Here is a 24,532-nt window from a genome sequence, read left to right as displayed (position 1 = left end):
GTGGCCGCGCCTTCATGACACCAAGGGGAAGACATGGCAGGGACAGGTAGCCTGGCCCGCAGGCGGGCCGTGCTGTTGCTCGCGTGCGCGGCAGCGTCGCAGACGGCATGGGCGGGAGACCCCAGCGCGCGGGATTGGATACCCGCGCCGGTGGGCACCAATATCATCGCCGGGTATCTGGCGGGACTGCGATCCTCGGGCTTGTACTCCGAGGGGCAGCGGGTGGACGGCGCGTCCGTCGACGTGAATGCGCTGGTGTATCGCCAGATGCACTATCGCGACTTCTACGGCAAGACGATGCAGCTCGAATTCATCGTGCCAATGTATCGGACCTCGCTGGACCTGCCGGGCGCGCCCGGCGACCACCAGACGGGTATCGGCGACCTGACGCTCGGGTCGGCCATCTGGCTGTACAACAATGAGCAGACCAAGACCTGGTTCGCCTGGGAACCCTTTGTGGTGGCGCCGGTGGGCCGATACGACGGTTCGCGTCCCGACGTGTCTCCAGGCAAGAACCGCTGGTCCACCATCCAGGATTTCGCTTTCGTGCAGGGCTTCGGCGAATCCACCTATCTCGAAGCCATCGCCGAAGTGGAGATCTACGGCCGCAATACGGACTGGTATGGGCAGACGCTGAAAAAGGACCCCTCGTTCCGCTTCTTCGCGCTGGCCTCGACCAACCTGACGCCGGACACCTACACCGGCATCCGTTACCGCTACGAGACAGGCGGCAAGGAAACCTCGTCCGGCGAGACCGTCGCCACGCGGGCGCGCAATCATCAGCTGGCCGTCGAACTGACGCATCAGATCAACGACGCCAACCAGATTCAGATGCAGTACATCCACGACCTGAAGGTCGAGAACGGACCGCGGATGCGTGGCGTGCAGTTGCGCTACGTCTATGCGTTCTAGGAGAACCGGACCATGAGACCAGGAGAATATCGATGAACGCGCCTAGCGCCAGATCATGCGCATCGCGGGCCGGACGGTGGGCGCTGTGCGCCGCCCTGGCGGCGTCGGCGGGCCTAGCCCGGGCGGACCTGCCCGTGGAAGAGCTCAAGGGCGGCACCCGCCTGCCGCCGGCCACGCCGCACAGGTTGTACGTGATGGATGCCGTCTTCAACCACCTGGTCGACAGCCGGGTCAACATCTACGACGGCGACTCCATGAAGTTCCTGGGCATGGTGCCCGCGTCGTTCAACGGCCACATGACCGTGTCCGCGGACGGCAAGGACATCTACGTCATGACGACCTACTACGAACGCTTGAACCGCGGCAAGCGCACCGACGTGGTGGAGGCTTGGGACGCCGAAACGCTCACACCCAAGTACGAGGTGCCGATCCCGCAGAAGCGCGCGCAGGCGCTGAACTACCGCAACTATCTGCAGCAGAGCACGGACGGGGAGCTGCTGTTCGTGCAGAACGCCACGCCCGCGTCCTCGGTCACGGTGGTGAACCTGCAGACGCGCCAGTTCGCGGACGAGGTCACCGCGGCCGCAGGCTGCTGGAGCATCATCGTGCTGCCTTCGCGCCCGCGCAGCTTCGCCAGCATCTGCGGCGACGGCGCGCTGCTTACCGTGGACCTGGACCCGGCCGGCAAGCCAGCCGGGCAGCAGCGCAGCCAGCCCATGTTCGACCCCGAGAAGGATCCCATCTTCACGCACACCGAGAACCTGGGCGATACCTACTACTTCGTGTCCTACAACGGCAATGTCTACAGCGCCGACTTCAGCGGCAAGGAAGCGGCGTTCGGCAAGCCCTGGTCCCTGCTGGACGCTGCGGGCAAGGACCAGGGCTGGCGCCCTGGCGGCTACAACCTGCTGGCCATCAACAAGGCCGCCAAGCGGCTGTATGTGGGCATGCATCCCAACGGGGCCGAAGGTTCGCACAAGACGCCGGCCGCCGAGATCTGGGTCTACGACCTGGCCACGCACCAGCGGGTGGCGCGGGTGCCGGGCCAGAATGCCTTGTCGATGTCGGTTTCGCAGGACGACCAGCCGCGGCTGTACACGATCGACGGCGGCAACGTGAACGTCTACGACGCCGCGCCGGCCGCGCCGGTCCTCAAGGGCACGATCCAGGCCGCCGGCGAAACCGCGCTGCAGGTCGAACCGCAACCGCGAGGTGCGCGATGAACGATCCCGTGCTGCTGTATGCCGCGAGCGCGGCGCTGGCTTGCGTGCTGCTCCTGGGGGCGCTGGAAAAGCTGAAGGACATTGCAGGCTTCACCGCCATCGTGTCGGCCTACCGCATCCTGCCGGCGGGGTGGAGCGGCGCGTTCGCGTGGCTCTTCGTGCTGAGCGAAGCGCTGGCCGGCGCCTTGCTGCTGGCCCCGGCGCGACAGGCGGCGGGCGCGCAACTGGCGCTGCTGGTGTTGGCGGCTGCGACGCTGGCGCTGGCCTTCAACCTGCTGCGCGGCCATCGCGACATCGACTGCGGTTGCGGCGGTCCCGCCGCCAGCGGGCCGGGACGCGGCACGCAACGTGGCGGGCTGTCGTGGTGGCTGGTGCTGCGCAACGCGTTGCTGGCGCTGTGGGCTGCGCCCGCGCTGATCGCCGCGGCGGGCCAATCGCGTGGCCTGCTATGGGCCGACTCCGCCGCCGTCTTCGGCCTGGCCATGGCTGCCGTGGGCCTGTACTTCACCGCCAATCACCTGTTGGCCTCCCATCTCAAGTTGCGCAATCTCTGAAGGAAACTCACATGGATGCCTTGATCATTTCCAATTTCCTGCTGTGGGGCGTGGTGCTCTGCCTGGTGCTGGTCATCCTGGCGCTGTCGCGGCAGATCGGCGTGCTGTACGAGCGCGTGGCGCCGATGGGGGCGCTGACGATGGACAAGGGCCCTGGCGTGGGCGAGCCTGCGCCGCGCTTCGAGCTGCCGGATCTGCTGGGCCGCCGTATCGTCGTGGGCGAACGCGGCCAGCACAGCCAGCTGCTGTTCTTTCTTTCCCCGACCTGCCCGGTTTGCAAGAAGCTGCTGCCGATCCTCAAGTCGGTGGCCAGCACGGAAAGCGCCTGGCTGCGCATCGTGCTGGCCAGCGACGGCGAAATGCCCGAGCACCTGGCGTTCTACAAGCAGGCGGGCCTGGAGCGTTTCCCGTATTTGCTGTCGACCGAGCTGGGCATGAAGTTCCAGATCAGCAAGCTGCCCTATGCCGTGCTGATCGATGAAACCGGAACCCTGCGCGCCAAGGGCCTGATCAACTCGCGCGAACAGCTCGAAAGCCTGTTCACCGCGAAGGAGCTGGGCGTGGCTTCGGTGCAGGAGTTCCTGGCCGCCGGCACGCTGGAAGAAACCCGGATTTCCCGCAAGGAGAGCGGCAATGCAATGGCTGGATAAACTCGCGGAGCGCGCCGCGCGCTCGGTTGCGCACACCACTTCCCGGCGCAGCGTGCTCAACCGCATCGGCCGGGCGCTGGTCGGAACGGCATTCCTCATGCCGGTGCTGCCGGTGGCGCGGTCCGCGCCCGCGGACCCCAAGAAGCCGCAGATGGACGACACGGCGTGCGACTACTGGCGCTATTGCGCGGTGGACGGCTTTCTGTGTTCATGCTGCGGGGGCAGCATGACGTCCTGCCCGCCAGGCACCTCGCCTTCGGCCGTGTCGTGGGTCGGCACCTGCCACAATCCCTTGGACGGCAAGGACTACCTGATCAGCTATAACGATTGCTGCGGCAAGGCTGCTTGCGGCAAATGCATGTGCGCGTCCGCCGAGCGCGAGCGGCCGGGCTATCAGATGTTCCTGCATAACGATGTGAACTGGTGCATGTCCAACGAGTCCTCCATCTTCCACTGCACGACTTCGGTGATCGTGGGCCTGGCCAAGCCGAAGCCAAAATCATGAGGCCGGAAAGGCGACCGCCGCGGCATGGGTGGCGCGGGTTGTGCGCCGCCGTCCTGCTTTGCGTGGGCGGGGCGGCGGCCGCAGAGCAGGCGGCCGCTGACGGCGCCGCGGCCGACAGGCTGCGCGCGGCTGTCCGCGCCGACTACGTGCTGCAATGCGCGGGCTGCCATCGCGTGGACGGCCGCGGCAGCGGCCGCCATGGCATTCCTGATTTCCGCAATTCCGTGGGCGCGTTCGTGCATCTGCCGCAGGGCCGCGACTACCTGGTCCGCGTGCCGGGCGCCGCGCAATCGCAGCTCAGCAACGCCGAGCTCGCGGCCGTGCTGAACTGGGTGGTGCAGGAATTCAGCGCGGCGCAGTTGCCGCCGGATTTCCGGCCGTACACGGAACAGGAAGTCGCGCAGGTCCGGCCGCGCCGCTACGAGGACGTGGTGCCGGTGCGTCATGGCCTGGCTCAGGCGCTGTCGCAACTCGGTTTCCAATTGGCCGATTATTCCTATGGCAGCGACAGAAAACCTTAGAGGAACAGGCACTTAGGGGTTGTCACCGATACTCCCTGGCGCCGACCGATGCTAGAAAGAGGCAGCATTCCATTCAACGCTGTAGCTGTGTCGCCAGGCAGGCCGTCCCAGGCAAACAGGCACGCCGTTTCGAGACGCCGGAGTCGCCATGTCCCCATCCCTTCTGCGCAGCGAGCCCAGGCACTTCCTGGACTGCGCAAGCTGGCAGGAAAATGTCAGCGATACCTTCGTTCCCCTGGAAGTGTCCGCGGTGTTTCCGGCCCGTTTCCGCAACAGCGTGGCGGTGGATTCGCTGGGCTGGATGCAGATCTGCGAGTTGCGCAGCAGCGCCCAGCGCGTGCGTCGCAGCAAGCTGCTGGCCAACCGTTCCGAGTCGTCCGGCTACAAGGTGACGCTGCAGCTCGCGGGCCGCAGCGAGATCCGCCAGTCGGGGCGCAGCGCCTTGCTGGTGCCGGGCGAATGGAGCATCTACGACACCACCCGGCCGTACGAAGTCGACGTCGACGATGGCGCGCACTTCCTGGTCATGCAGGTGCCCGGCAAGCATTTCGAGGCCTGGCAGTCTTTCATGCAGAATGCCGTGGCGCGCAGCTTCAGCGCGCGCCAGGGTTGCGGGCGCATGGCGATGGACCTGTTGCGCGTGGCGCTGACCGAGCACGCGCATCTGTCTGAAAGCGCCTCGCGCGATGCCGCCAATGCGGTGCTGCAGATGATGGGGCTGGATATCAGCGAGCGGGCAGGGGGGCAGGCCGAACACGACCAGGCCGAACTGCGCCAGGCGCAATTGCGCCGGGTGCAGCAGCACATGCTTGAAAACCTGCATGATCCGGCGCTGTCGCCGGCGACAGCTGCCGCGGCCTTCCGGATGTCGCGCCGCTATCTCTACAACCTGTTCGCGCAGGCTTCCACGACCCCGGCCGACTTCATCCTCAGCGCGCGGCTCGAGCGTTGCTGCGATACGCTGTGCGACCCCGTTCAGGCCGCGCGGCCGATCGGCGACATCGCCTACAGATTCGGGTTCTCAGATGCGGCGCGTTTCAGCCACGCGTTCCGCAAGCGTTTCGGCGTGTCGCCGTCGGAGTACCGGCGCCATGGGCGCCCGTCCTGATCAGAGCTGTTCCTCGTTGATCAGGTCTTCCTTGCCGTAGAACTTCACGCCGATGTGGATGCGTTCGCGGCCCTGCGAGCGGCGATGGCGGTTGGTGTCGCGCAGCGAATAGACGCAGCCGCAATACTCCTGCTGGTAGAAGTTTTCGCGCTTGCTGATTTCGATCATGCGGGCCGAGCCGCCGCCCTTGCGCCAGTTGTAGGTCCAGTAGATCAGATCGTCGTAGCGCGCCGCGGCGCGTTCGCCGCAACCGTTGATCTGGTTCATGTCCTTCCAGCGCGAAATGCCCAGCGAGCTGGTGATGGTGTCAAAGCCATGCTCGTGCGCGTAGAGCGCCGTGCGTTCGAAGCGCATGTCGAAGCAGGCCGTGCAGCGTTCGCCGCGTTCGGGCGCGTTTTCCATGCCCTTGACGCGGTCGAACCAGTTGTCCATGTCGTAGTCGGCGTCGATGAATTCAATGCCGTGCTGCTCGGCGAAGCGGATGTTCTCCTGCTTGCGGATTTCGTACTCTTTGACCGGGTGGATGTTCGGGTTGTAGAAGTAGATGGCGTAATCGATGCCTGAGGCGGTCATCGCTTCCATGACTTCGCCGGAACAGGGCGCGCAGCACGAGTGCATCAGCACCTTGCGGCGGCCGGCGGGCAGGTCGAGTTTGGGGCGCACGAGTTCGGACATGGCTTGCAGGAAACAAATAAGGCGGAAAACCCCTTATTTTACGCTGAGTTGCCGCTGAAGGGGGCGCCCCGTCCCCCCATGCCTTCAGCCCAGCACCGCGTCCCAGAGTTCGCGCACGGCAGCGCGCTCCTCCAGCAGCTGGTCCTGCGGCACGCGCGCCTTTTCCACGCCTTGCAGGCGCATCTGGTGCTGGACGCGGCGCAGGGTGCGGTAGGCGTCGCCGGCGCGCGCGGCCAGCTCGGGAGCAATCAGGCTGGCCTCGCCGGACAGGCGCAGCAGGGCGATATTGCCCAGGTTGCGCACCAGCACCGGATGCGTGCCCGAGTGGCAGAGCACCAGGTATTGCGTGACGAACTCCACGTCGACCATGCCGCCGCGATCGTGCTTCAGGTCGAACAGCGGGCTGCTGTTGGGGTGGCCTGCGTTGATTTTTTCGCGCATCGCCAGCACTTCCTCGCGCAGCTTGGCGGCGTCGCGCGGCAGCACCAGGATGTCCTCGCGGATCTGCTCGAAGCGCGCGCCGACGCTGGCGTCGCCCGAGGCGTAGCGGGCGCGGGTCAGCGCCTGGTGCTCCCAGGCCCAGGCGTGCTTGTGCTGGTACTGCTCGAAAGCTTCCACGGACACCGCCAGCAGGCCGGCGTCGCCGTCCGGCCGCAGGCGCAGGTCGACTTCGTACAGGCGGCCGGACGAGGTCATGGTCGAGAGCCACGATGTCATGCGCCGGCCCAGCTTGGCGTAGACCTCGGCGGCGTCGTCGCGCGGGTCGTCGAACAGGAACACCAGGTCCAGGTCCGAGGCATAGCCCAGTTCCTTGCCGCCCAGCTTGCCGTAGGCGATGACGGCGAAGCGTGGTTCGGCGCCCTCGGCCTTGTTGACCAGCGGCCAGGTGCGGCGGATGGTTTCGGTCAGCAGCAGGTCGGCCAGCGCGGACAGCTGGTCGGCCAGCTTTTCCACGGTGAGTTCGCCTTCCAGGTCCTGCGCCAGCAATTGGAAGCTGGCCTGGCGCTGCATGTCGCGCATCAGGTTCATCTGGCGCTCGATGTCCGGGTCGCCGTCGGGCAGCCGGCAGGCGTCCAGGTCGGCGGTCAGCTGGCGCGCGATCTGGCCGAAGTCGAGCGGTTCGAACAGGGTGCGCCAGTCGATCAGGCTGTCCAGCAGCAGGGGGTGCTGGGTCAGGTATTGCGCGGCCCAGGGGCTGGCGGCGACCATGCGCGCCACGCGCGCCAGAGTGTCGGGGTATTCGGCCAGCAGGGCCAGGTAGGCGCTGCGCTGGGCGATTTTCTCGATCAGGTCGAACAGCCGCACCGTGGCTTGCAGCGGCGCAGGGGTCTGCAGGGCCGCTCGCAGGGCGGCCGGCAGCAGCGCGTCCATGCGCTTGCGGCTGCTCTCGGGCAGGCTGCGCACGCGGTGGCTGCCCAGCAGGGTTTCGGTACGGCGCAACAGGTCCTGCGCGTCGTCGCCGAAGGCCTGGCTGATCTGTTCAGCCAGTTCGCAACTGCTGTCTGGCTCGTCCGGGCCGGACCCGGGGTCGGCAACGCCGGGCGCGGGCGCCGGCACTTCGGCGTCGCCCATGCCGACCAGCCGGAATACGTTGCGGAAGGTCTGCGAGACGAATTGGCGGTGCGCGGTGAGCGTGCTTTCGAAGTCCGCGGGACTCATGCCCAGCGCCGCGGCCAGGGCGGCGCGCTGTTCGGGGTCGCCCGGCAGCAGATGGGTCTGGGCGTCCTCGCGGTATTGCAGGGCGTGCTCGGTGCGGCGCAGGTAGCGGTAGGCCTCTTCGAGCCGGCGCGCGTCTTCCTCGGGCACCAGGCCGGCGGCGCTTTCCGCGTGCAGCGCTTCCAGCAGGCCGCGCTTTTGCAGCGCGGGCATGCGGCCGCCGCGGATCAGCTGGGCAAGCTGCACCACGAATTCGATTTCGCGGATGCCGCCGTCGCCCAGCTTGATATTGTTGGCGCTGTCGATGCCGTTGCGCGCGCTGGCGCGCCGCTGCCAGTCCTGGCGGATGCGTTCCCGCAGCGCGCGCAGGGCCGAGAGCGCATCGAAGTCGAAATACTTGCGGTAGACGAAGGGCACGCGCAGGCTTTCCAGCTGGCGAGCCTGGGCGGCGCTGTCGCTGCCTTCGAAGGCCTGGGCCGGGATCAGCCGGGCCTTGAGCCAGGCGTAGCGTTCCCACTCGCGGCCCTGGCCGATCAGGTAGTGCTCCAACGCGTCCAGGCTCCAGGCCAGGGGACCGCCGTCGCCGTCGGGGCGCAGGCGCAGGTCGGTGCGGAACACCTGGCCGTTGGCGTCGACTTCGGACAGTACCGGCATCATGCGCCGCGTCAGGCGGCCGTAGAACTCGTGATGGCTGATGCGGCGCGGGCCGTCGGTTTCGCCTTCTTCGCCGTACAGCATGATCAGGTCGATGTCGGACGAGACATTCAGTTCGCAGCCGCCCAGCTTGCCCATGCCCACGATCAGCATTTCCTGGGGCAGGCCGGTGGCCGGGTCGCGCGGCACGCCATGCACGGCGGCGAGGTCCGCCGCCACGCTGCGATAGGCCGAGGCCACCGCGGTGTCGGCCAGCGTGGTCATGGCGCCCACGACTTCTTCCAGATCGGCCTGGCCGGTCAGGTCGCGCACGATGAGCGTGTTGAAGACCCGTTCGCGCAGCTTGCGCAGCACCATGCGGCAGGCGTCCACCGGCAGCGTGTCGCCTGCCTGGGGTCCGGCCAGCTCTGCCTGCCAGCGCGCGATCTGCGCGGGCGTGACGGGTTCGCGCACGGCATCGTTCAGCCAGGCGGCCAGATCCGGGTGGGCATCCAGGCGGCGGCGCAGATGGCCGGACCAGGCGAGGGCGGGGGCAAGCGTAGAGGGCGTGGACATGGCGAAAGGGGCGGCGCAATGGGCGCGTTTCAGGTATAAGTGGGGACGATACTGCAAGACCTCTTCTCCTGCCCACCGATCCGTGTCTGTTTCAAAAAAAGTGCTCTGTTGGGTGTTCTGGGCCGTACTGACCGTCTATGGCGTCGTGGCTCTCGGACTGTTGGGCGTGCGCTATTGGGTCCTGCCCCGCGTGGACCAATGGCGTCCCCAGATCGAAGCCTACGCCAGCAAGGCGTTGGGCTCCCGAGTGACCATCGGCTCCATCCAGGCGAACTGGCACGGCCTGAACCCCAAACTCGATCTCACCTCCGTCCAAGTCTACGACGACGAGGTGGACCCCGTGCTGTCCTTGCCTTCCGTTTCGGCGGTGCTGGCCTGGCGCAGCATCCTGGTCCTGTCGCCCAAGCTGCTGCGGCTGCAGCTCGACCGGCCCGAACTCCTTTTGCGGCGCGATCCCGCCAATCACCTGTGGGTCGCGGGCCAGGACATCGATCTCAATAGCGGCGATCAGCGTTCCGACCTGGACCATCCGGCCCTGCGCTGGTTGGGCGCGCAGCGCGAGCTGCGCATCCGCGGCGCGACCATACGCTGGCAGGATGAGTTGCGCCGCGCGCCGGAGCTGACCCTGACGGGCGTCGACTTCCTGGCGCGCAACGGCAGCTTGTCGCATCGCTTCGTGCTCAAGGCCGCAGCGGGCGACGCGTTGGCGCGCAATGTCGAGCTGCGCGGCGAATTCAACCGCAGCCTGTTTTCGGTGAACGCGGCGAATCCCGGTAATTGGGGCGGCCAACTGTATGTCCAGCTGGACGACGCCGAACCGCAGGCGTGGCAGCCGTGGTTCGAGGTCCCGGCGGTAGCGGGCCGCCTGAGCGGGCGGGCATGGCTGCAGCTGGAGCGTGGCAAGTTCACTGACCTGACCGCGGACGCTGCCGTGCGCGGCCTGCAATGGACCGAGACGGCGCAAGGGGCCGCGGCGCCCGGTTTCAAGGCCGGCTATGTCCAGGCCCGCGTCCAGGGCTTGCCGGGCGACTTCATGCAACTGGAGAGCGTGCCGCTGGCGCGCAGCCCCGGCGCCCCGGCGGTGTCGGTCAGCGGCAAGGCCGAGCACTTGACGCTGTCCTTGCCCGGCGTCTTCGAGCAACCCACGCTGGCGGTGCGCGACGTGGCGCTGGATGCCTCCGTCAAGGGGCCGGACGCCAAGCATTGGTTCGTGGACATAGGCCAGCTGCAACTGGTCAACGACGACCTCGACGTGCGCGTGCAGGGACAGTGGCGCCCCGAGGGCAAGACCGCGGCGGGCAGCGTCGACATGCACGGCGTGATGGCGCGCGGCTCCATGTCCGCCATCCATCGCTATCTGCCCCTGGAGGTCAACGCCGATGCGCGCGAATGGCTGGCCAGCGGCTTGCCCGCGGGCGAAATGCAATCCGCCTCCATCACGCTCAAGGGCGATCTCGACGAGTTTCCTTTTGGCGCGCCTGAGGCTCAGGGCGAATTCGTGATCGCCGGCGCATTCAGCGGCGCCAAGGTCGATTACGCGCCTGCGCGCGAACGGCGCAAGGGCTGGCCGATGCTGGAGAACCTGTCCGGCAATTTCCGCATCGACAAGGTCAGCCTGGCGCTGGACAGCGCGGGCGGCGCGGTCGCGCATACCGGGCCGGGGCATACCGTAACGCTCGGGGCGGTTTCCGCAACCATTCCCAACATGGAAGAGAACTCCGAACTTCTGCTGACCGGCGAGACGTCCGGCGCCGTGCCGGCCTATCTGGCGCTGGCCGCCAACTCGCCCTTGGGCGAGCTGCTGGATGGCGCCCTGGACGAGGCGCGCGGCACCGGCGACTGGCGGGTGGGGCTCAAGCTCAAGGTGCCGCTGTTGAACACCGATGACACCCAGGTCCAGGGGAACATCCTGTTCGCGGGCAACTCCTTCACCTTCATGCCGGAGATGCCGCTGCTCAGCCAGATGCACGGCGACCTGGCGTTCTCGGAGACGGGTGTCGAGGCCAAGGATCTGAGGGCCCAGTTCCTGGGCGGCCCGGCGCGGATATACGGACGCCTGGCGCAGAGCACGGACGCCCTGCGCTTCGAGGGCACGCTGGCCGGGCCGGCGCTGACCCAATTGAGCAACACGCCGTCCATGTCGCGCTTTTCGGGCAAGGCGGCCTACAAGGGCAAGGTGGGCTATCAGCGCGGCGGCGCGGTGGACATCTCCGTCGAATCCGATCTGGTGGGCATGGCGATCGACATGCCCGCTCCGGTGGGCAAGGCCGCCCAGGCCTCGCAGTTGCTCAAAGTGCAATGGTCGCCCGCGCAGGACCGTGGGGCGCAGAACCGGCGCTGGCTCACCGCCAGTCTGGGCGATGGCGTCAACGCGTTGTTCGAACGGGCGCCGTCCGAAGGGGCGCAATCCTATTTCGCGCGCGGCGCGCTGGGCATCAATCGTCCGGCAAGCCTGCCGGAACGCGGATTCAGCCTGAACGCGAGCCTGCCCGAACTGGACATGGACGCCTGGGAAAAAGTGTCCGATGGCTTCAGTGCGCCTGCGGCCAAGGGCCGTGCCGCGCCCAAGCCCATGCTGCCTGCGGCCGAACGCATCAGCCTGGCGGCCGGCGTCTTGCGGACCGGCGGCTTTACCCTGAACGACCTGACGCTGTACGCGACCCGGCCGGGACCCGCGCAATGGCGCGTGGATCTGCAATCCAAACAGGCCACGGGTTCGCTTGAATGGCGCGAGGCTTCGGGCGCCATCGCCGGCCAGATCACCGCGCGCCTGAAGCACCTGTCGCTGGGCGGCGAGGGCGACACCAACAAGGCCGACGAGGCGCTGTCCTCTGGCAACGATCTGTCCGACATCCCGGCGATCGACCTGCAGGCCAAGGAATTCCTGCTGTACGGCAAGAATGTGGGCGAACTCCAGGTGCAGGGCACGAACCTGCAGCGCGGCCGCCAATGGCGCCTGGACAAGCTGTCCATCGTCAACGACGCGGCCTCGCTCAACGCCACCGGCAACTGGAACCTGGAAGGCCAGGGCCGCGGCCTGACCGTGGACGCCTCGGTCAAGTTCGAAGACGTAGGCAAGTTCCTGGACCGCATCGGCCTCGAGAAAGTGGTCTCGGGCGGAAAGGGCACGATGCAGGGCAAGGCCACCTGGCGCAATCTGCCCTGGACCCACAAGGTCGAAGACCTGACGGGCGAGGTCGACGTCAGTCTGGACAAGGGCCGTTTCATGCACGTCAACTCGCGCACCGCGCGACTGTTGGAGCTGCTGTCCCTGCAGTCGCTGCAGCGGCTGGCGCGGCTGGATGTGAACCCCACCAATCTGCTGCGCGACGGCTTCCCCTTTGACACCATCCGCGGCAAGGTCAAGCTGGCCGACGGCACGGCGTCGACCGAGGGCTATAAGATCAACGGGCCGGTGGCGGCCATCGTGCTGGCGGGCGGTGTCAACATCATCCGCGAACGCTGGGACATGAAGGCCGTGGTGATTCCGAACCTGGACGCCAGCGGGGCGGCCATGGTGACGGCGCTGGCGGTCAATCCGCTGATCGGCCTGGGTGCGTTCGTGACGCAGTGGCTGCTGAAGCAGCCGCTGGCGCGGGCCATGACCATGGAATACGCCGTCACCGGCAGTTGGGACGACCCCAAGATCGAGCCGATAGACGCGTCCGGCAAGCCGGCAGGCAACAAGCAGACCCCGCGCCCGGCGCCGCAGCCCGGCACGCTGGAGGAGTTCATGGGCGGGCAGTGAGCCGCGCAGGCAGTCTGTCCGATCCATGAAAGAAAAACGCCCTGGGCGCAAGCGCTCCAGGGCGTTTTTCATGGCCGGGTCCGCGGCGCAGGCGCCGCGGACCGCGACTGGGCTTACTTCTTCTTCATCATGTCGAAGAATTCGGCGTTGGTCTTGGTGGCGCGCATCTTGTCCAGGATGAATTCCATGGACTGGACTTCGTCCATGTCGTGGATGAACTTGCGCAGCACCCAGACCTTCTGCAGCAGGTCCGGAGCGATCAGCAGCTCTTCGCGGCGGGTGCCGGACTTGTTCAGGTTGATCGACGGGTAGACGCGCTTTTCGGCCAGGCGGCGTTCGAGGTGGACTTCGGAGTTGCCGGTGCCCTTGAATTCTTCATAGATGACTTCATCCATGCGGCTGCCGGTTTCGATCAGCGCCGTACCCAGGATGGTCAGCGAACCGCCTTCTTCCAGGTTGCGGGCCGCGCCGAAGAAGCGCTTGGGGCGTTGCAGGGCGTTGGCGTCCACGCCGCCGGTCAGCACCTTGCCGGAGGCCGGCACCACGGTGTTGTAGGCGCGGGCCAGACGGGTGATCGAGTCCAGCAGGATCACGACGTCCTTCTTCATTTCGACCAGGCGCTTGGCCTTTTCGATGACCATTTCCGCGACCTGCACGTGGCGGGTGGCGGGCTCGTCGAAGGTCGAGGCCACCACTTCGCCGCGCACCGTGCGCTGCATTTCGGTCACTTCCTCGGGGCGCTCGTCCACCAGCAGGACGATCATGACCGCGTCGGGATAGTTGGTGGTGATGGCGTGCGCGATGTGCTGCATCATCACCGTCTTGCCGGACTTGGGGCTGGCGACGATCAGGCCGCGCTGGCCCATGCCGATGGGGGCGAAGACGTCGAGAATGCGGCCGGTGAGGTTTTCCTCGCTCTTGATGTCGCGTTCCAGGCGGATGTTGCGGTTCGGGTGCAGCGGCGTCAGGTTTTCGAACATGATGCGATGCTTGATCGCTTCCGGCGCCACGCCGTTGACCTTGTCCACCTTCACCAGGGCGAAATAGCGCTCGCCGTCCTTGGGCGTACGCACTTCGCCTTCGATCGAGTCGCCGGTGTGCAGGTTGAAGCGGCGGATCTGCGAGGGCGAGATGTAGATGTCGTCCGTGCTGGCCAGATACGAGGTCTCGGGCGAGCGCAGGAAGCCGAAGCCGTCGGGCAGGACTTCCAGGACGCCGTCGCCGAAGATCTGCTCGCCTTGCTTGGCGCGCCGTTTCATGATGGCGAACATCAGTTCCTGCTTGCGCAGGCGGTTGGCGTTCTCGATTTCCAGGCCGGCGGCCATTTCCAGCAGCTGCGAGACGTGCAGCGCCTTCAGTTCGTTGAGGTGCATCGCGGTGGATTTTTGGGGGAAAGTGAAGGAGAGTTCTGGCGGCGCGCCACGGACGGGCACACGCGGTATTGAATGAGCGCCGCCCCGAGGGCGGCGCCTTCGTTCACGGCACGCGGCTTACAGCGCGCCGTCCAGGAATGCGGTCAGTTGCGACTTCGACAGCGCGCCAACTTTGGTGGCGGCGGCTTGGCCGTCTTTAAAGAGCATAAGGGTGGGAATGCCGCGGATGCCGTACTTGGTGGCGGTGCCCTGGTTTTCGTCGACGTTCAGCTTGGCGATCGTCAGGCGGCCAGCGTACTCCGTGGCGACTTCTTCCAGGATCGGGGCAATCATCTTGCAAGGGCCGCACCAGGCAGCCCAGTAGTCCACCAGCACCGGCTGGCCGGATTTCAACACATCGGCATCGAAGCTGGCGTCACTGACGTTCTTGATTTGGTCGCTCATGATGGTGATTCTCGGTTCGGCAGCAAAAGGCGCGTAAAAAGGGACGCGCCCCGCCGTTGTTCTTGTTTGTGGATGGACTCAAGCATACCACTGTCAATATCAACAGGCATACCACTGTTAATAACAACAGGAGTTGCTGGATTTGTGTAGGATGTTGCGGCGCAGTTATCGCGATCCGGGCCGTATCGACCCGATGCGCTGGCTGTGACTGTCATCATCCTACCGAATTCGGAGCTGCTCAGGTCGTGCTCATCCCACTGGGAGCCGCGCAGAATCTAGACTTATCCGTAAAATGTCGGTTTTTTTCCACAGATGTTGGGGATAACTTGGCCACTCCACGTTACACCGAGGCGTCCATTCGCGTCCTGAAGGGACTGGAGCCCGTGCGGCAGCGCCCGGGCATGTACACCCGAACCGAAAACCCCCTGCACGTCGTGCAGGAGGTCATTGATAACGCCGCAGACGAGGCATTGGCCGGCTACGGCAAGCAGATCCAGGTCACGCTGCACGTCGACGGCAGCGTTTCCGTCGAGGACGACGGGCGCGGCATTCCCGTCGGCCTGCACCCTGAAGAGAACGCTCCCGTGGTGGAGCTGGTGTTCACGCGCCTGCACGCGGGCGGCAAGTTCGACAAGGCGGGCGGCGGCGCCTACGCCTTCTCCGGCGGCCTGCACGGCGTGGGCGTGTCCGTCACCAATGCCCTGGCCACGCGCCTGGAAGTGGTGGTGTGGCGCGACGGCGCCGTCAACCGCCTGATTTTCAAGGGCGGCGACGTGGCCGAACCCCTGGCGCCCTACGACCAGGGCGGCCGCAAGAAGTCCGGCACCCGCGTGCGCGTGTGGCCGGATGCCAAGTATTTCGACAGCCCCAACATTCCGCTGGGCGAGCTGACGCACCTCTTGCGCAGCAAGGCCGTGCTGCTGCCGGGCGTCAAGGTGTCCCTGGTCAACGAGAAGACCGGCGACACCAAGACCTGGCAGTACCAGGACGGCCTGCGCGGCTATCTGTCCGAGGCGCTGGCCGGGGCGGAGCTGATGGTGCCGTTCTTCGAAGGCGAACAGTACGCCGGGGCCGACCATGAGAACTTCGCCGAAGGCGAGGGCGCCCAGTGGGTAGTGGCCTGGACCGAGGACGGCAACGCAGTGCGCGAGTCGTACGTGAACCTGATTCCGACGCCGGCCGGCGGCACCCATGAATCGGGCTTGCGCGAAGGCCTGTTCGGCGCGGTCAAGGGTTTCGCCGAACTGCACAGCCTGCTGCCCAAGGGCGTCAAGCTGTTGCCGGAAGACGTGTTCGCCCGCGCCAGCTTCGTGCTGTCGGCCAAGGTGCTGGACCCGCAGTTCCAGGGGCAGATCAAGGAACGCCTGAACAGCCGCGACGCGGTGCGCCTGGTTGGCGGCTTTTCCAAGAGCGCGCTGGACCTGTGGCTGCACAGCAACGTCGAGTACGGCAAGAAGCTGGCCGAACTCGCCATCCGCCAGGCCCAGGCGCGCCAGCGTTCGGCGCAGAAGGTCGAAAAGCGCAAGAGCTCGGGCGTGGCCGTGCTGCCGGGCAAGCTGACCGATTGCGAGTCCAGCGACGCGACCCGCACCGAAGTCTTCCTGGTCGAGGGCGACTCCGCCGGTGGTTCGGCCAAGATGGGCCGCGACAAGGAATTCCAGGCCATCCTGCCGCTGCGCGGCAAGGTGCTCAACTCCTGGGAAGTGGACCGCGACCGGCTCTTTGCCAACAACGAAATCCATGACATTTCCGTCGCCATCGGCGTGGACCCGCACGGCCCCGGCGACACGCCGGACCTGTCGGGCCTGCGCTACGGCCGCATCTGCATCCTGTCCGATGCGGACGTCGACGGCTCGCACATCCAGGTGCTGCTGCTGACGCTGTTCTACAAGCACTTCCCCAAGCTGGTCGAGGCCGGCAACGTGTTCGTGGCCAAGCCGCCGCTGTTCCGGCTGGACGTGCCGGCGCAGGGCAAGCGTCCGGCGCGCAAGATCTACTGCCTGGACGAAGGCGAACTCGAAGCCGCGCAGGACAAGCTGCGCAAGGAAGGCGTGCGTGAAGGCGCCTGGGCCGTCAGCCGCTTCAAGGGCCTGGGCGAAATGAACCCCGAGCAGCTGTGGGAAACCACCATGAATCCGGACACGCGCCGCCTGCTGCCCGTGGGCTACGGCGACCAGACTCCCGAGGACACCACCCGCATGTTCGACATGCTGATGGGCAAGGGCGAGTCCTCGCAGCGCCGCGCCTGGATCGAAGAGAAGGGCAACCTGGCGGAGCTGGACATCTGATGGCCGGGTCCGCGCCCGGCTCGGCCCGCATGGACGTCCAGATGACGGCCGACGACTACGCCGACTTCGCCGCTTACGTGTACAAGCGGCCGGAGCTGCGCCGCCGCCGCTACCGGTCCCATCTGCGATTCGCGGTCCTGATGATCGTGGCCCTGCTGGCCTACCTGATCTGGCAGACCTGGGACGGCAATACGCCGAACTGGGGGCGGATCCTGCCCGTGTATTTCCAGGGCTTGGCGGTGGGCCTGGGCATACTTGCGCTCCTGGCGCTGGCCTACGAGTACGTCCTGCCCTCGCTGGTCAGGATGAACACGCGCCGCATGCTGAAGCGACAGCCCGACGAATTGTTCCTGGGCCGCCATCAGCTGGATTTCGGCCCCGATGGCATCACGGATACCACTGCCACCGCCTCCGGACGCATGGACTGGTCCGATGTGCGGCGGGTCGAGGAAACTCCGCAACATCTCTATGTCATTCTCGGCACCTTGCAAGGCGTGATCATCCCCAAACGCGGGCAGGATGCCGCCACGTTGGATGCGGTGCGGACCCAGTTGCGCGCGCATGTCGCCGATACGCAGCTGATGTCGTCCGCGCAGGCGCTTTGACGCCGTTTCGATGAAATTGTCTACCTGAATACATCATGACCGACAGCAATCAACCCGGCTTGTTCGATTCCAACCCGCCCGGCGGCGATGGCGGCGGCGATGGCGATGCCGCCATCACCCTGGCGCGCTACGCCGAGCAAGCCTATCTGGACTACGCGGTGTCCGTGGTGCGGGGCCGCGCCCTGCCGGACGTGGGCGACGGGCAGAAACCCGTGCAGCGGCGCATCCTGTTCGCCATGCAGGCGATGGGGCTGGCGGCTGGCGCCAAGCCCGTCAAATCCGCGCGCGTCGTGGGCGACGTGCTGGGCAAGTATCACCCGCATGGCGACCAGGCCGCCTATGACGCCATGGTGCGCATGGCGCAGGATTTCTCGCTGCGCTATCCGTTGATCGACGGCCAGGGCAACTTCGGTTCGCGCGACGGCGACAACGCCGCCGCCATGCGCTACACGGAAGCCCGCCTTACCCCCATCGCCAAGCTGCTGCTGGACGAGCTGGACGAAGGTACCGTGGACTTCGTGCCCAACTATGACGGCAGCCAGCAAGAGCCGCAGATGCTGCCGGCGCGCCTGCCCGTGATGCTGCTCAACGGCGCCTCGGGTATCGCGGTCGGCATGGCGACCGAGATCCCGCCGCACAACCTGCGCGAAGTGGCGCAGGCTTGCGTGGCGCTGCTGAAGCATCCGCAGATGCCGGACGCCGAGCTGCACGCCCTGATCCCGGGGCCGGATTTCGCGGGCGGCGGGCAGATCATCACGCCGGCCGAGGACATCGCCCAGATCTACGCGGGCGGCCGCGGTTCGCTCAAGGTGCGTGCGCGCTGGCAGTTCGAGGAAATGGCGCGCGGCCAATGGCAACTGGTGGTCACCGAGCTGCCGCCGGGCACCTCGGGCCAGAAGGTGCTGGAAGAGATCGAGGAAATCACCAACCCCAAGGTCAAGACCGGCAAGAAGAGCCTGACGCCCGAGCAGACGCAGGCCAAGGCCGTGATGCTGAACCTGCTGGACGCCGTGCGCGACGAGTCGGGCAAGGATGCCGCCGTGCGCCTGGTCTTCGAACCCAAGACCTCGCGCGTGGACCGCGACGAATTCGTCAACACGCTGCTGGCGCAGACCAGCATGGAAAGCAGCTCGTCCATCAACCTGGTGTGCATCGGCACCGACGGCCGGCCGCGCCAGAAGGGGCTGCGCGACATCCTGGTCGAATGGCTGGCGTTCCGCACCAATACCGTGGTGCGCCGCACGCGTTTCCGCCTGGACAAGGTCATCGACCGCATCCACGTGCTGGAAGGCCGCATGGTCGTCTACCTGAACGTGGACGAAGTCATCCAGACCATCCGCGAATCCGATGAGCCGCGCGCCGCGCTGATGGAACGCTTCAAGCTGTCCGAACGCCAGGCCGAGGACATCCTGGAAATGCGCCTGCGCCAGCTGGCGCGCCTGGAAGGCTTCAAGATCGAACAGGAACTGGCCGACAAGCGCGACGAGCAGGTGCGCCTGCAGGAACTGCTGGACAACCCCGCCTCGCTCAAGCGCCTGCTGATCAAGGAAATCGAAGCCGACGCCAAGCAATACGGCGACGACCGCCGTACGCTGATCGAGACCGCCGAACGCGCCGTGCTCGAAACCAAGGTGCTGGACGAACCCGTCACCGTGATCGTGTCGCAAAAGGGCTGGCTGCGCGCCCGCCAGGGCCACGGCCATGATGCGTCGCAATTCGGCTTCAAGCAGGGCGACGATCTGTACGGCGCCTTCGAGTGCCGCACCACCGACACGCTGATCGCCGTGGGCGACAACGGCCGCGTTTATTCGGTGCCGGTCGCCGGGCTGCCTTCGGCGCGCGGCGACGGCCAGCCGGTCACCACCATGATCGACCTGGGCAGCGGCACGCGCATCGTCCACACCATCGCTGCCGCGGCCGACAGCCGCTGGCTGCTGGCCACGCGCGGCGGCTACGGCTTTGCCGCCAAGCTGTCCGACATGGTCAGCCGCCAGCGCGCCGGCAAGCAGTTCATCACCCTGGAAGAGGGCGACGAACTGCTGCGTCCGGTGCCGCTGTTCGACGGCGCCAAGCAATTGGCGCTGCTGTCGCACAAGGGCAAGTTCCTGGTGTTCGGCCTGGACGAGGTCAAGACGCTGTCCGGCGGCGGCCGCGGCACCATCCTGATGGGGCTGGACGGCAGCGACAAGCTGGACCAGACCGTACCCATCGGCGCGGGCGGCCTGCGTGCGGCCGGCATCTACCGCAACAAGCACACCGAGGACATCCTGGTGGGCGACGCGCTGGCCCCTTACATCGGCAAGCGCGCCCGCAAGGGCCGGGCGCTGGATGTGCGGCCCAAGCAGCCGGTGCTGTCGCCGGTGCTGGGCTAGGCGTCGGGCAGGCAAGAGAATGGCGGGCTGCGGCCCGCCATTTTTTCGTCTGTTGACTGGCTGCACGATTCCGGCATTTAATAGATAGATCATTCAGTCTATTAATAAGATGCGCAAGATCGACCCCATCAAACAGCAGGAACGGCGCAACCAGATATTGGCCGCCGCGGCGGATTGCTTTGCCGAGCACGGCTTCCACTCGACCTCGACGGCGCAGATCTGCGCCCGCGCCGGCATGAGTCCCGGCAACCTGTTCCACTACTACGGCAGCAAGGCCGAAATCATCGAAGCGATGATCGCGTCGGATACGGAGTCCGCGCGCGACCGCATGCGGCAAGCGTGCGCCGCGCCCGACGCGAGGCGGGCGCTGGCGGACTGGGTCGCGGCGCAGTTGGCGCAGCATCAAGATCCGGCCTACGTCAGGCTGGGCATGGAGATCCTGGCCGAGGCCGTGCGCAACCCGCGCGTGCACGCCCTGGTGATGGAGAACGAGGCGGCGCGCAAGGCCGGCCTGGTGGCCTTGCTGGAAAAGGTTTGGGCGCAACGCATGCCGCCGCAACCCGTAGCCGAGATGGCCGATACGCTATTGCTGCTGCTGGACGGCGTCTACAGCCGGTCGGTGGTGGACCCCGCCTTTGGCGCGGCGGCGGGCAGCCGTCTCCTGGAGCAGGCCCTGTCGCGGTGCCTGCCTGATGGCGCGCAACAAGGCTCAGCCGCAGGGAGGCGGGCATGAACGCGCCGGCAACCCACGCGCGTCTGGCGCAGGTCGATGCGCTGCGCGGTTTCGCGCTCTTCGGCATACTGGTGGTCAATATCGGCGTGTTCTCTTCGCCGTTCTATGGCGCCGGCGTGGCCGACCCGGCGTACTCGCAGCCCTTGGATCTGACCGTGCGCTGGCTGATCGCCTGGCTGTTCGAGACCAAGTTCTATCTGCTGTTCTCATTCCTGTTCGGCTACAGCTTCACCTTGCAGATGAGCGCCGCCGAACGCGGCCAGGCGGCTTTCGCGCCGCGCTTCCTGCGCCGCTTGGCGGGCCTGGCTTTGCTGGGGCTGGCGCACGCGGTGCTGTTCTACCAGGGCGACATACTCCTGACCTACGCGCTGCTGGGCCTGGCGTTGCTGCTGTGCCGGCGGATGGAGCCGCGGCGGGCGCTGCGCATTTCGCTGTGGCTCATCGTGCTGACGGCATCGTTGTGGGCCATTCTGGGCGCGTTGAGCTACCTGGACCCGGTGGCGCCCGGGTACGAGGCGCAGTATCAAGCGGACGCCCTGGCGGCGATCGATGCATATCGGGGCACCATCGGCACGACCATTGCGCAGCATTGGAATGAGCTGACCGGGGGCGTGTGGTTCACGGTGCTGTTCGTGCAGGGGCCGTTCGCGTTCGCCATGTTCCTGGCGGGCTACGCGCTGGGCCGCCGCAACGCGCTGGCCGATCCCTGGCGTCAGCCGCGGGCGCTGTGGCTGCTGTGCGCGCTGGGACTGGCGCCAGGCCTGGCCGGTTCCGCGGCCTATGCCTTCAGCACGCTGCCGTCGGCGGGGGCAGCCTGGGAATTGCCGGGCCTGGCGGTGGACCTGCTGACCGCGCCGCTGCTCAGCATGTCGTACGCGGCGGCCTTGCTGCTGGCCATGCGCACGCAGCCGGGGGCGCGGCTGGCGGGCTGGCTCGCGCCCGCCGGGCGGATGGCATTGAGCAATTACCTGATGCAATCCGTGGTCTGCGCTTTTCTCTTCACCGCCTGGGGCCTGCGCCTGTTCGGCTCGGTGTCGCCGCTGGCGACGTTCTGCATTGCCGTGGCGATATTCGCGGCGCAGTTGCCGCTGTCCGCCTGGTGGCTGCGGCGCCACGCCTACGGCCCGGTCGAGTGGTTCCTGCGCGCGCTCACCATCGGCGCCTGGCCGGCCTGGCGGCGCGCGCGGACAGACTGATCAGACCGGCTTGGCGCGCAGCCGGCCGACGGGGGCGCCGCCGTCGCGCCGGCCCTGGCGTGCCCACATTCCCGCCAGCAGCAGCAATGCGGGCACATAGACCCAGAAGTCGGACCAGCGCTGCGGGTTGGGCGCTTTCACTTCCAGCACGTCCCAGCCTTGTTCCCAGCCGGCGCGCTGGGCGCGGCTGCCGAAGCGCACGCCGCCGATCTGCGTCTGGTCGCCCAGGCTCATCAGCGTCAGTCCGGCTTCGGCCAGGCGCTTGCGGCCCGCGTCCTGCCCGGCAGCGTCGCCGGTCAATTCGGGCAGGGCAACGGCCACGGTCTTGGTCAGTTCATCGCCTTCCAGGTTGATGCCGCGCAGCACCACCGTCAGCCGTCCGTTGTCGGGCAGCGCGCCCGCGATGGCTTGCATCTCGGACGCCGGACGGCTTTCATGGCGCGGCGCGAAATGGTCCATGAACCAGTCCGGACGGAACAGCATGAACGTGATCAGCAGCAGTACCCCGACCTCGGCCAGCGTGCAGCGCACGCGGAACCAGCGCATGGTGGCGGCGGCGAAGGTCAGCGAGGCGATCGTCGCGCCCGTCACGACCAGCGCCAGTTCCCAACCGTAGGTGACGTCGATCAGCAGCAGCATGGGGTTGAACACGAACATGAACGGCAGGATGGCCGTGCGCGCCGCGTAGGTCACGCCCTGGATACCGGTCTTGATCGGGTCCTCGCCCGAGATGGCGGCGGCCGCGAAGGTCGCCAGGCCGACGGGCGGCGTGATGTCGGCCATGATGCCGTAATAGAAGACGAACATGTGCACCGCGATCAGCGGAATCACCAGGCCGCTCTGCGCGCCCAGCTCCACCACCACGGGCGCCATCAGCGTCGCCATCAGGATGTAGTTGGCCGTGGTCGGCATGCCCAGGCCCAGGATCAGGCACACCACCGCCGTGAAGATCAGCATCAGCAGCACGTTGCCCATCGACACCAGCTCGACGAAGGCCGTCATGCGCAGGCCCAGGCCGGTCAGTGTGATGGCGCCGACGATCAGTCCGGCGGTGCCGCAGGCGATGGCGATGCCTATCATGTTGCGGGCGCCGTCCTCAAGGCCGCCGATGGCGTCGCGCCAGCCATGGCGCCAGGCCGCGGACACCGGCTGCTTGCGGAACCAGGCGATCAGCGGACGCTGCGTCACCATCTGGAACAGCATCGCCATCGCCGCCCAGAACGCCGACAGTCCGGCCGACAGCTCTTCCACGCTCAGGCACCAGACCAGGATGCCGATGGGAATCAGGAAGTAGAGTCCGGCGCGCACCGTGGGCCAGGGCTGCGGGCGCACGGGGTGGTTGATGTCGATGTCCTGCGGCAGATCGGGGTGCCGCGCCGCCACGCGCAGCAGCCACAGATAGAGCACGGCCAGGATGGCCAGCAGCACCCAGATGGCCGCGGCGCCCGCCACGGCCTGCACGCCCGTGCCTATCCAGTAGACCGCGCCCATCACCAGCAAGGTGCCGCTGATGCCCATGCCCCATCCGGCCAGCTTCTGCAGCGGCGTGCGGGCGGGGCCCGAGGCCATCATGGGCTGGATGCCCAGTTTCAGGGCTTCCAGGTGGACGATGTAGAACAGCGCGATGTAGGAGATCGCGGCCGGCAGGATCGCGTGGCGGATGATGTCGGTATAGGGGATGCCTACGTACTCGATCATCAGGAAGGCGGCCGCGCCCATCACGGGCGGCATGATCTGGCCGTTGACGGACGAGGCGGTCTCGATGGCCCCGGCGCGCACGCCGCCGTATCCGGCCTTCTTCATGAGCGGAATCGTGAAGATGCCGCCGGTCACCACATTGGCCACCGACGACGCCGACACCAGGCCGTTGACGGCGGAGGACACCACCGCCACCTTGGCCGGTCCGCCGCGCAGGTGCCCCAGCAGCGCGAACGACACCTGCATCATGTAGTTGCCGGCGCCGCACTTGTCCAGCATCGAGCCCAGCAGCACGAAGATGAAGATGTACGACACCGATACGCCCAGCGCCACGCCATAGACGCCTTCCGTCGTCAGCCACATGTGCGACATCAGGCGCTCCAGCGAAGCGCCGCGGTGCGCCAGCACGTCGGGCAGCCAGGGCCCGGCCAAGGCATAGGCCACGAACACCAGGCCCAGCACCGTCATGGGCAGGCCGAGCGCGCGGCGCGTCACCTCCAGCAGCAGGGCCAGGCCGATCGCGGCCGTGGCCACGTCCATGGTCGTGGGCTGGCCGGGGCGGCCCGCCAGCTCGTTGTAGAACAGGTACAGATAGCTGCCGCAGAAGCCCGCCATCAGCGCCAGCGCCCAGTCGTACCAGGGCATGCGGTCGCGCGCCGAGCGCTTGCTGGCCGGGTAGGCCAGATAGCCCAGGAACATGGCGATGCCCAGGTGCAGGGCGCGCGCCTCGGTGTCGTTGAAGATGCCCCAATTCAGGGAGAACGGCAACGGCGACGCGTACCAGAGCTGGAAGAGGGACCAGATCAGCGCGCCCGCCGCCAACGTGGCGCCCGCCAGGCCGCGCACATTGCGGCCTCCGCGGTCGGCGTCGGCGACCAGCTGTTCCAGGTCCGGGGCCGGCGTATGCGGCTCTTTATTCATGAAATTCCCCTACGTGTCATGGCGCGCGCCGGCGGCGCGGCGCGCGTTGAGTCCCCGCGCTTGCTGTGCGTCAGGGACGGCAGCCTGCGTGGCCGGGCTGGACCCGGCTCCGCTGGCGTGCCGTTTCAGCGGCCCTTGGGC

Annotated in this window: 18 protein-coding genes; 13 read left to right on the top strand and 5 right to left on the bottom strand. The window is 67.0% G+C overall.

The window, feature by feature from the left end:
- Window positions 1-33 precede the first annotated feature (33 nt).
- The 7 genes from IAG39_RS21300 (at window position 34) to IAG39_RS21270 (ending at window position 5,473) form a co-directional block, all read left to right on the top strand.
- Window positions 34-912, top strand: coding sequence for a transporter (locus IAG39_RS21300; RefSeq protein ID WP_059378892.1), 879 nt, complete (start codon window positions 34-36; stop codon window positions 910-912).
- Between the two features lie 32 nt (window positions 913-944).
- Window positions 945-2,135 (top strand): amine dehydrogenase large subunit, encoded by a 1,191-nt coding sequence (locus IAG39_RS21295; protein WP_059378894.1) that lies wholly within the window; start codon window positions 945-947, stop codon window positions 2,133-2,135.
- On the top strand, window positions 2,132-2,689 hold the full coding sequence (locus IAG39_RS21290) for a MauE/DoxX family redox-associated membrane protein (protein WP_118933608.1): 558 nt from the start codon (window positions 2,132-2,134) through the stop codon (window positions 2,687-2,689). Before IAG39_RS21295 ends, IAG39_RS21290 begins: the two co-directional genes overlap by 4 nt.
- Before the next feature lie 11 nt (window positions 2,690-2,700).
- Window positions 2,701-3,339: a methylamine dehydrogenase accessory protein MauD gene (gene mauD / locus IAG39_RS21285; RefSeq protein ID WP_059378898.1), complete on the top strand. Its 639-nt coding sequence runs from the start codon at window positions 2,701-2,703 to the stop codon at window positions 3,337-3,339.
- On the top strand, window positions 3,323-3,844 hold the full coding sequence (locus IAG39_RS21280; RefSeq protein WP_054458730.1) for a methylamine dehydrogenase light chain: 522 nt from the start codon (window positions 3,323-3,325) through the stop codon (window positions 3,842-3,844). The genes mauD and IAG39_RS21280 overlap by 17 nt, the downstream gene beginning before the upstream one ends.
- A 38-nt stretch (window positions 3,845-3,882) precedes the next feature.
- The gene (locus tag IAG39_RS21275; protein WP_223283447.1) at window positions 3,883-4,365 is read left to right on the top strand and encodes a c-type cytochrome; all 483 of its coding nucleotides are present in this window, start codon (window positions 3,883-3,885) and stop codon (window positions 4,363-4,365) included.
- A 148-nt stretch (window positions 4,366-4,513) separates the two neighbouring features.
- Entirely contained in the window at window positions 4,514-5,473 is a 960-nt protein-coding gene (locus tag IAG39_RS21270) for a helix-turn-helix domain-containing protein (protein ID WP_059378902.1), read from the top strand.
- On the opposite strand, the gene IAG39_RS21265 is transcribed toward IAG39_RS21270, so the two are convergent.
- Together IAG39_RS21265 and glnE are read right to left on the bottom strand one after the other, a co-directional pair.
- Window positions 5,474-6,148 (bottom strand): epoxyqueuosine reductase QueH, encoded by a 675-nt coding sequence (locus tag IAG39_RS21265; protein ID WP_054458727.1) that lies wholly within the window; start codon window positions 6,146-6,148, stop codon window positions 5,474-5,476.
- Window positions 6,149-6,232: 84 nt separating this feature from the next.
- Window positions 6,233-9,013 carry a bifunctional [glutamate--ammonia ligase]-adenylyl-L-tyrosine phosphorylase/[glutamate--ammonia-ligase] adenylyltransferase gene (gene glnE / locus IAG39_RS21260; protein WP_118933606.1) on the bottom strand — a complete coding sequence of 927 codons (2,781 nt, stop codon included), beginning with the start codon at window positions 9,011-9,013 and terminating at the stop codon, window positions 6,233-6,235.
- Between the two features lie 112 nt (window positions 9,014-9,125).
- Here glnE and IAG39_RS21255 point away from each other — a divergent pair, with 112 nt between their 5' ends.
- A complete protein-coding gene (locus IAG39_RS21255; RefSeq protein WP_410469163.1) occupies window positions 9,126-12,761 on the top strand; it encodes a YhdP family protein in 3,636 nt (1,211 codons plus the stop codon).
- Between the two features lie 113 nt (window positions 12,762-12,874).
- Here IAG39_RS21255 and rho read toward each other — a convergent pair whose 3' ends face one another.
- Window positions 12,875-14,134, bottom strand: a complete 1,260-nt coding sequence (rho, locus tag IAG39_RS21250) for a transcription termination factor Rho (RefSeq protein ID WP_054458721.1) — start codon at window positions 14,132-14,134, stop codon at window positions 12,875-12,877.
- A gap of 117 nt (window positions 14,135-14,251) precedes the next feature.
- The gene (gene trxA / locus IAG39_RS21245; protein WP_006218534.1) at window positions 14,252-14,578 is read right to left on the bottom strand and encodes a thioredoxin TrxA; all 327 of its coding nucleotides are present in this window, start codon (window positions 14,576-14,578) and stop codon (window positions 14,252-14,254) included.
- A gap of 326 nt (window positions 14,579-14,904) precedes the next feature.
- Here trxA and IAG39_RS21240 point away from each other — a divergent pair, with 326 nt between their 5' ends.
- The 5 genes from IAG39_RS21240 to IAG39_RS21220 all read left to right on the top strand — a co-directional run bounded on the left by IAG39_RS21240 (window position 14,905) and on the right by IAG39_RS21220 (window position 21,772).
- The gene (locus IAG39_RS21240) at window positions 14,905-16,866 is read left to right on the top strand and encodes a DNA topoisomerase IV subunit B (protein WP_118933604.1); all 1,962 of its coding nucleotides are present in this window, start codon (window positions 14,905-14,907) and stop codon (window positions 16,864-16,866) included.
- Window positions 16,866-17,471 (top strand): YcxB family protein, encoded by a 606-nt coding sequence (locus IAG39_RS21235; RefSeq protein WP_054458717.1) that lies wholly within the window; start codon window positions 16,866-16,868, stop codon window positions 17,469-17,471. Before IAG39_RS21240 ends, IAG39_RS21235 begins: the two co-directional genes overlap by 1 nt.
- 35 nt (window positions 17,472-17,506) lie before the next feature.
- Window positions 17,507-19,843 (top strand): DNA topoisomerase IV subunit A, encoded by a 2,337-nt coding sequence (gene parC, locus IAG39_RS21230; protein WP_118933603.1) that lies wholly within the window; start codon window positions 17,507-17,509, stop codon window positions 19,841-19,843.
- Between the two features lie 109 nt (window positions 19,844-19,952).
- Window positions 19,953-20,576, top strand: a complete 624-nt coding sequence (locus IAG39_RS21225) for a TetR/AcrR family transcriptional regulator (RefSeq protein ID WP_118933602.1) — start codon at window positions 19,953-19,955, stop codon at window positions 20,574-20,576.
- On the top strand, window positions 20,573-21,772 hold the full coding sequence (locus IAG39_RS21220) for a DUF418 domain-containing protein (RefSeq protein ID WP_118933601.1): 1,200 nt from the start codon (window positions 20,573-20,575) through the stop codon (window positions 21,770-21,772). The genes IAG39_RS21225 and IAG39_RS21220 overlap by 4 nt, the downstream gene beginning before the upstream one ends.
- On the opposite strand, the gene IAG39_RS21215 is transcribed toward IAG39_RS21220, so the two are convergent.
- A complete protein-coding gene (locus IAG39_RS21215; protein ID WP_059378913.1) occupies window positions 21,773-24,391 on the bottom strand; it encodes a TRAP transporter permease in 2,619 nt (872 codons plus the stop codon). It lies immediately after the preceding gene.
- Window positions 24,392-24,532: the final 141 nt, after the last annotated feature.

This window comes from Achromobacter xylosoxidans (genome assembly GCF_014490035.1).
Lineage (GTDB): Bacteria > Pseudomonadota > Gammaproteobacteria > Burkholderiales > Burkholderiaceae_B > Achromobacter > Achromobacter bronchisepticus_A.
The sequence above is the reverse complement of the archived record's forward strand: the minus strand, read 5'-3'. Positions and strand labels throughout refer to the sequence as shown.

Coding starts and splice junctions, on each gene's coding strand:
- mauD (WP_059378898.1), top strand. CDS start 2,701: ATGGATGCCTTGATCATTTCCAATTTCCTGCTGTGGGGCGTGGTGCTC.
- IAG39_RS21300 (WP_059378892.1), top strand. CDS start 34: ATGGCAGGGACAGGTAGCCTGGCCCGCAGGCGGGCCGTGCTGTTGCTC.
- IAG39_RS21270 (WP_059378902.1), top strand. CDS start 4,514: ATGTCCCCATCCCTTCTGCGCAGCGAGCCCAGGCACTTCCTGGACTGC.
- IAG39_RS21295 (WP_059378894.1), top strand. CDS start 945: ATGAACGCGCCTAGCGCCAGATCATGCGCATCGCGGGCCGGACGGTGG.
- rho (WP_054458721.1), bottom strand. CDS start 14,134: ATGCACCTCAACGAACTGAAGGCGCTGCACGTCTCGCAGCTGCTGGAA.
- IAG39_RS21235 (WP_054458717.1), top strand. CDS start 16,866: ATGGCCGGGTCCGCGCCCGGCTCGGCCCGCATGGACGTCCAGATGACG.
- IAG39_RS21215 (WP_059378913.1), bottom strand. CDS start 24,391: ATGAATAAAGAGCCGCATACGCCGGCCCCGGACCTGGAACAGCTGGTC.
- IAG39_RS21220 (WP_118933601.1), top strand. CDS start 20,573: ATGAACGCGCCGGCAACCCACGCGCGTCTGGCGCAGGTCGATGCGCTG.
- IAG39_RS21225 (WP_118933602.1), top strand. CDS start 19,953: ATGCGCAAGATCGACCCCATCAAACAGCAGGAACGGCGCAACCAGATA.
- parC (WP_118933603.1), top strand. CDS start 17,507: ATGACCGACAGCAATCAACCCGGCTTGTTCGATTCCAACCCGCCCGGC.
- glnE (WP_118933606.1), bottom strand. CDS start 9,013: ATGTCCACGCCCTCTACGCTTGCCCCCGCCCTCGCCTGGTCCGGCCAT.
- IAG39_RS21280 (WP_054458730.1), top strand. CDS start 3,323: ATGCAATGGCTGGATAAACTCGCGGAGCGCGCCGCGCGCTCGGTTGCG.
- IAG39_RS21290 (WP_118933608.1), top strand. CDS start 2,132: ATGAACGATCCCGTGCTGCTGTATGCCGCGAGCGCGGCGCTGGCTTGC.
- IAG39_RS21265 (WP_054458727.1), bottom strand. CDS start 6,148: ATGTCCGAACTCGTGCGCCCCAAACTCGACCTGCCCGCCGGCCGCCGC.
- trxA (WP_006218534.1), bottom strand. CDS start 14,578: ATGAGCGACCAAATCAAGAACGTCAGTGACGCCAGCTTCGATGCCGAT.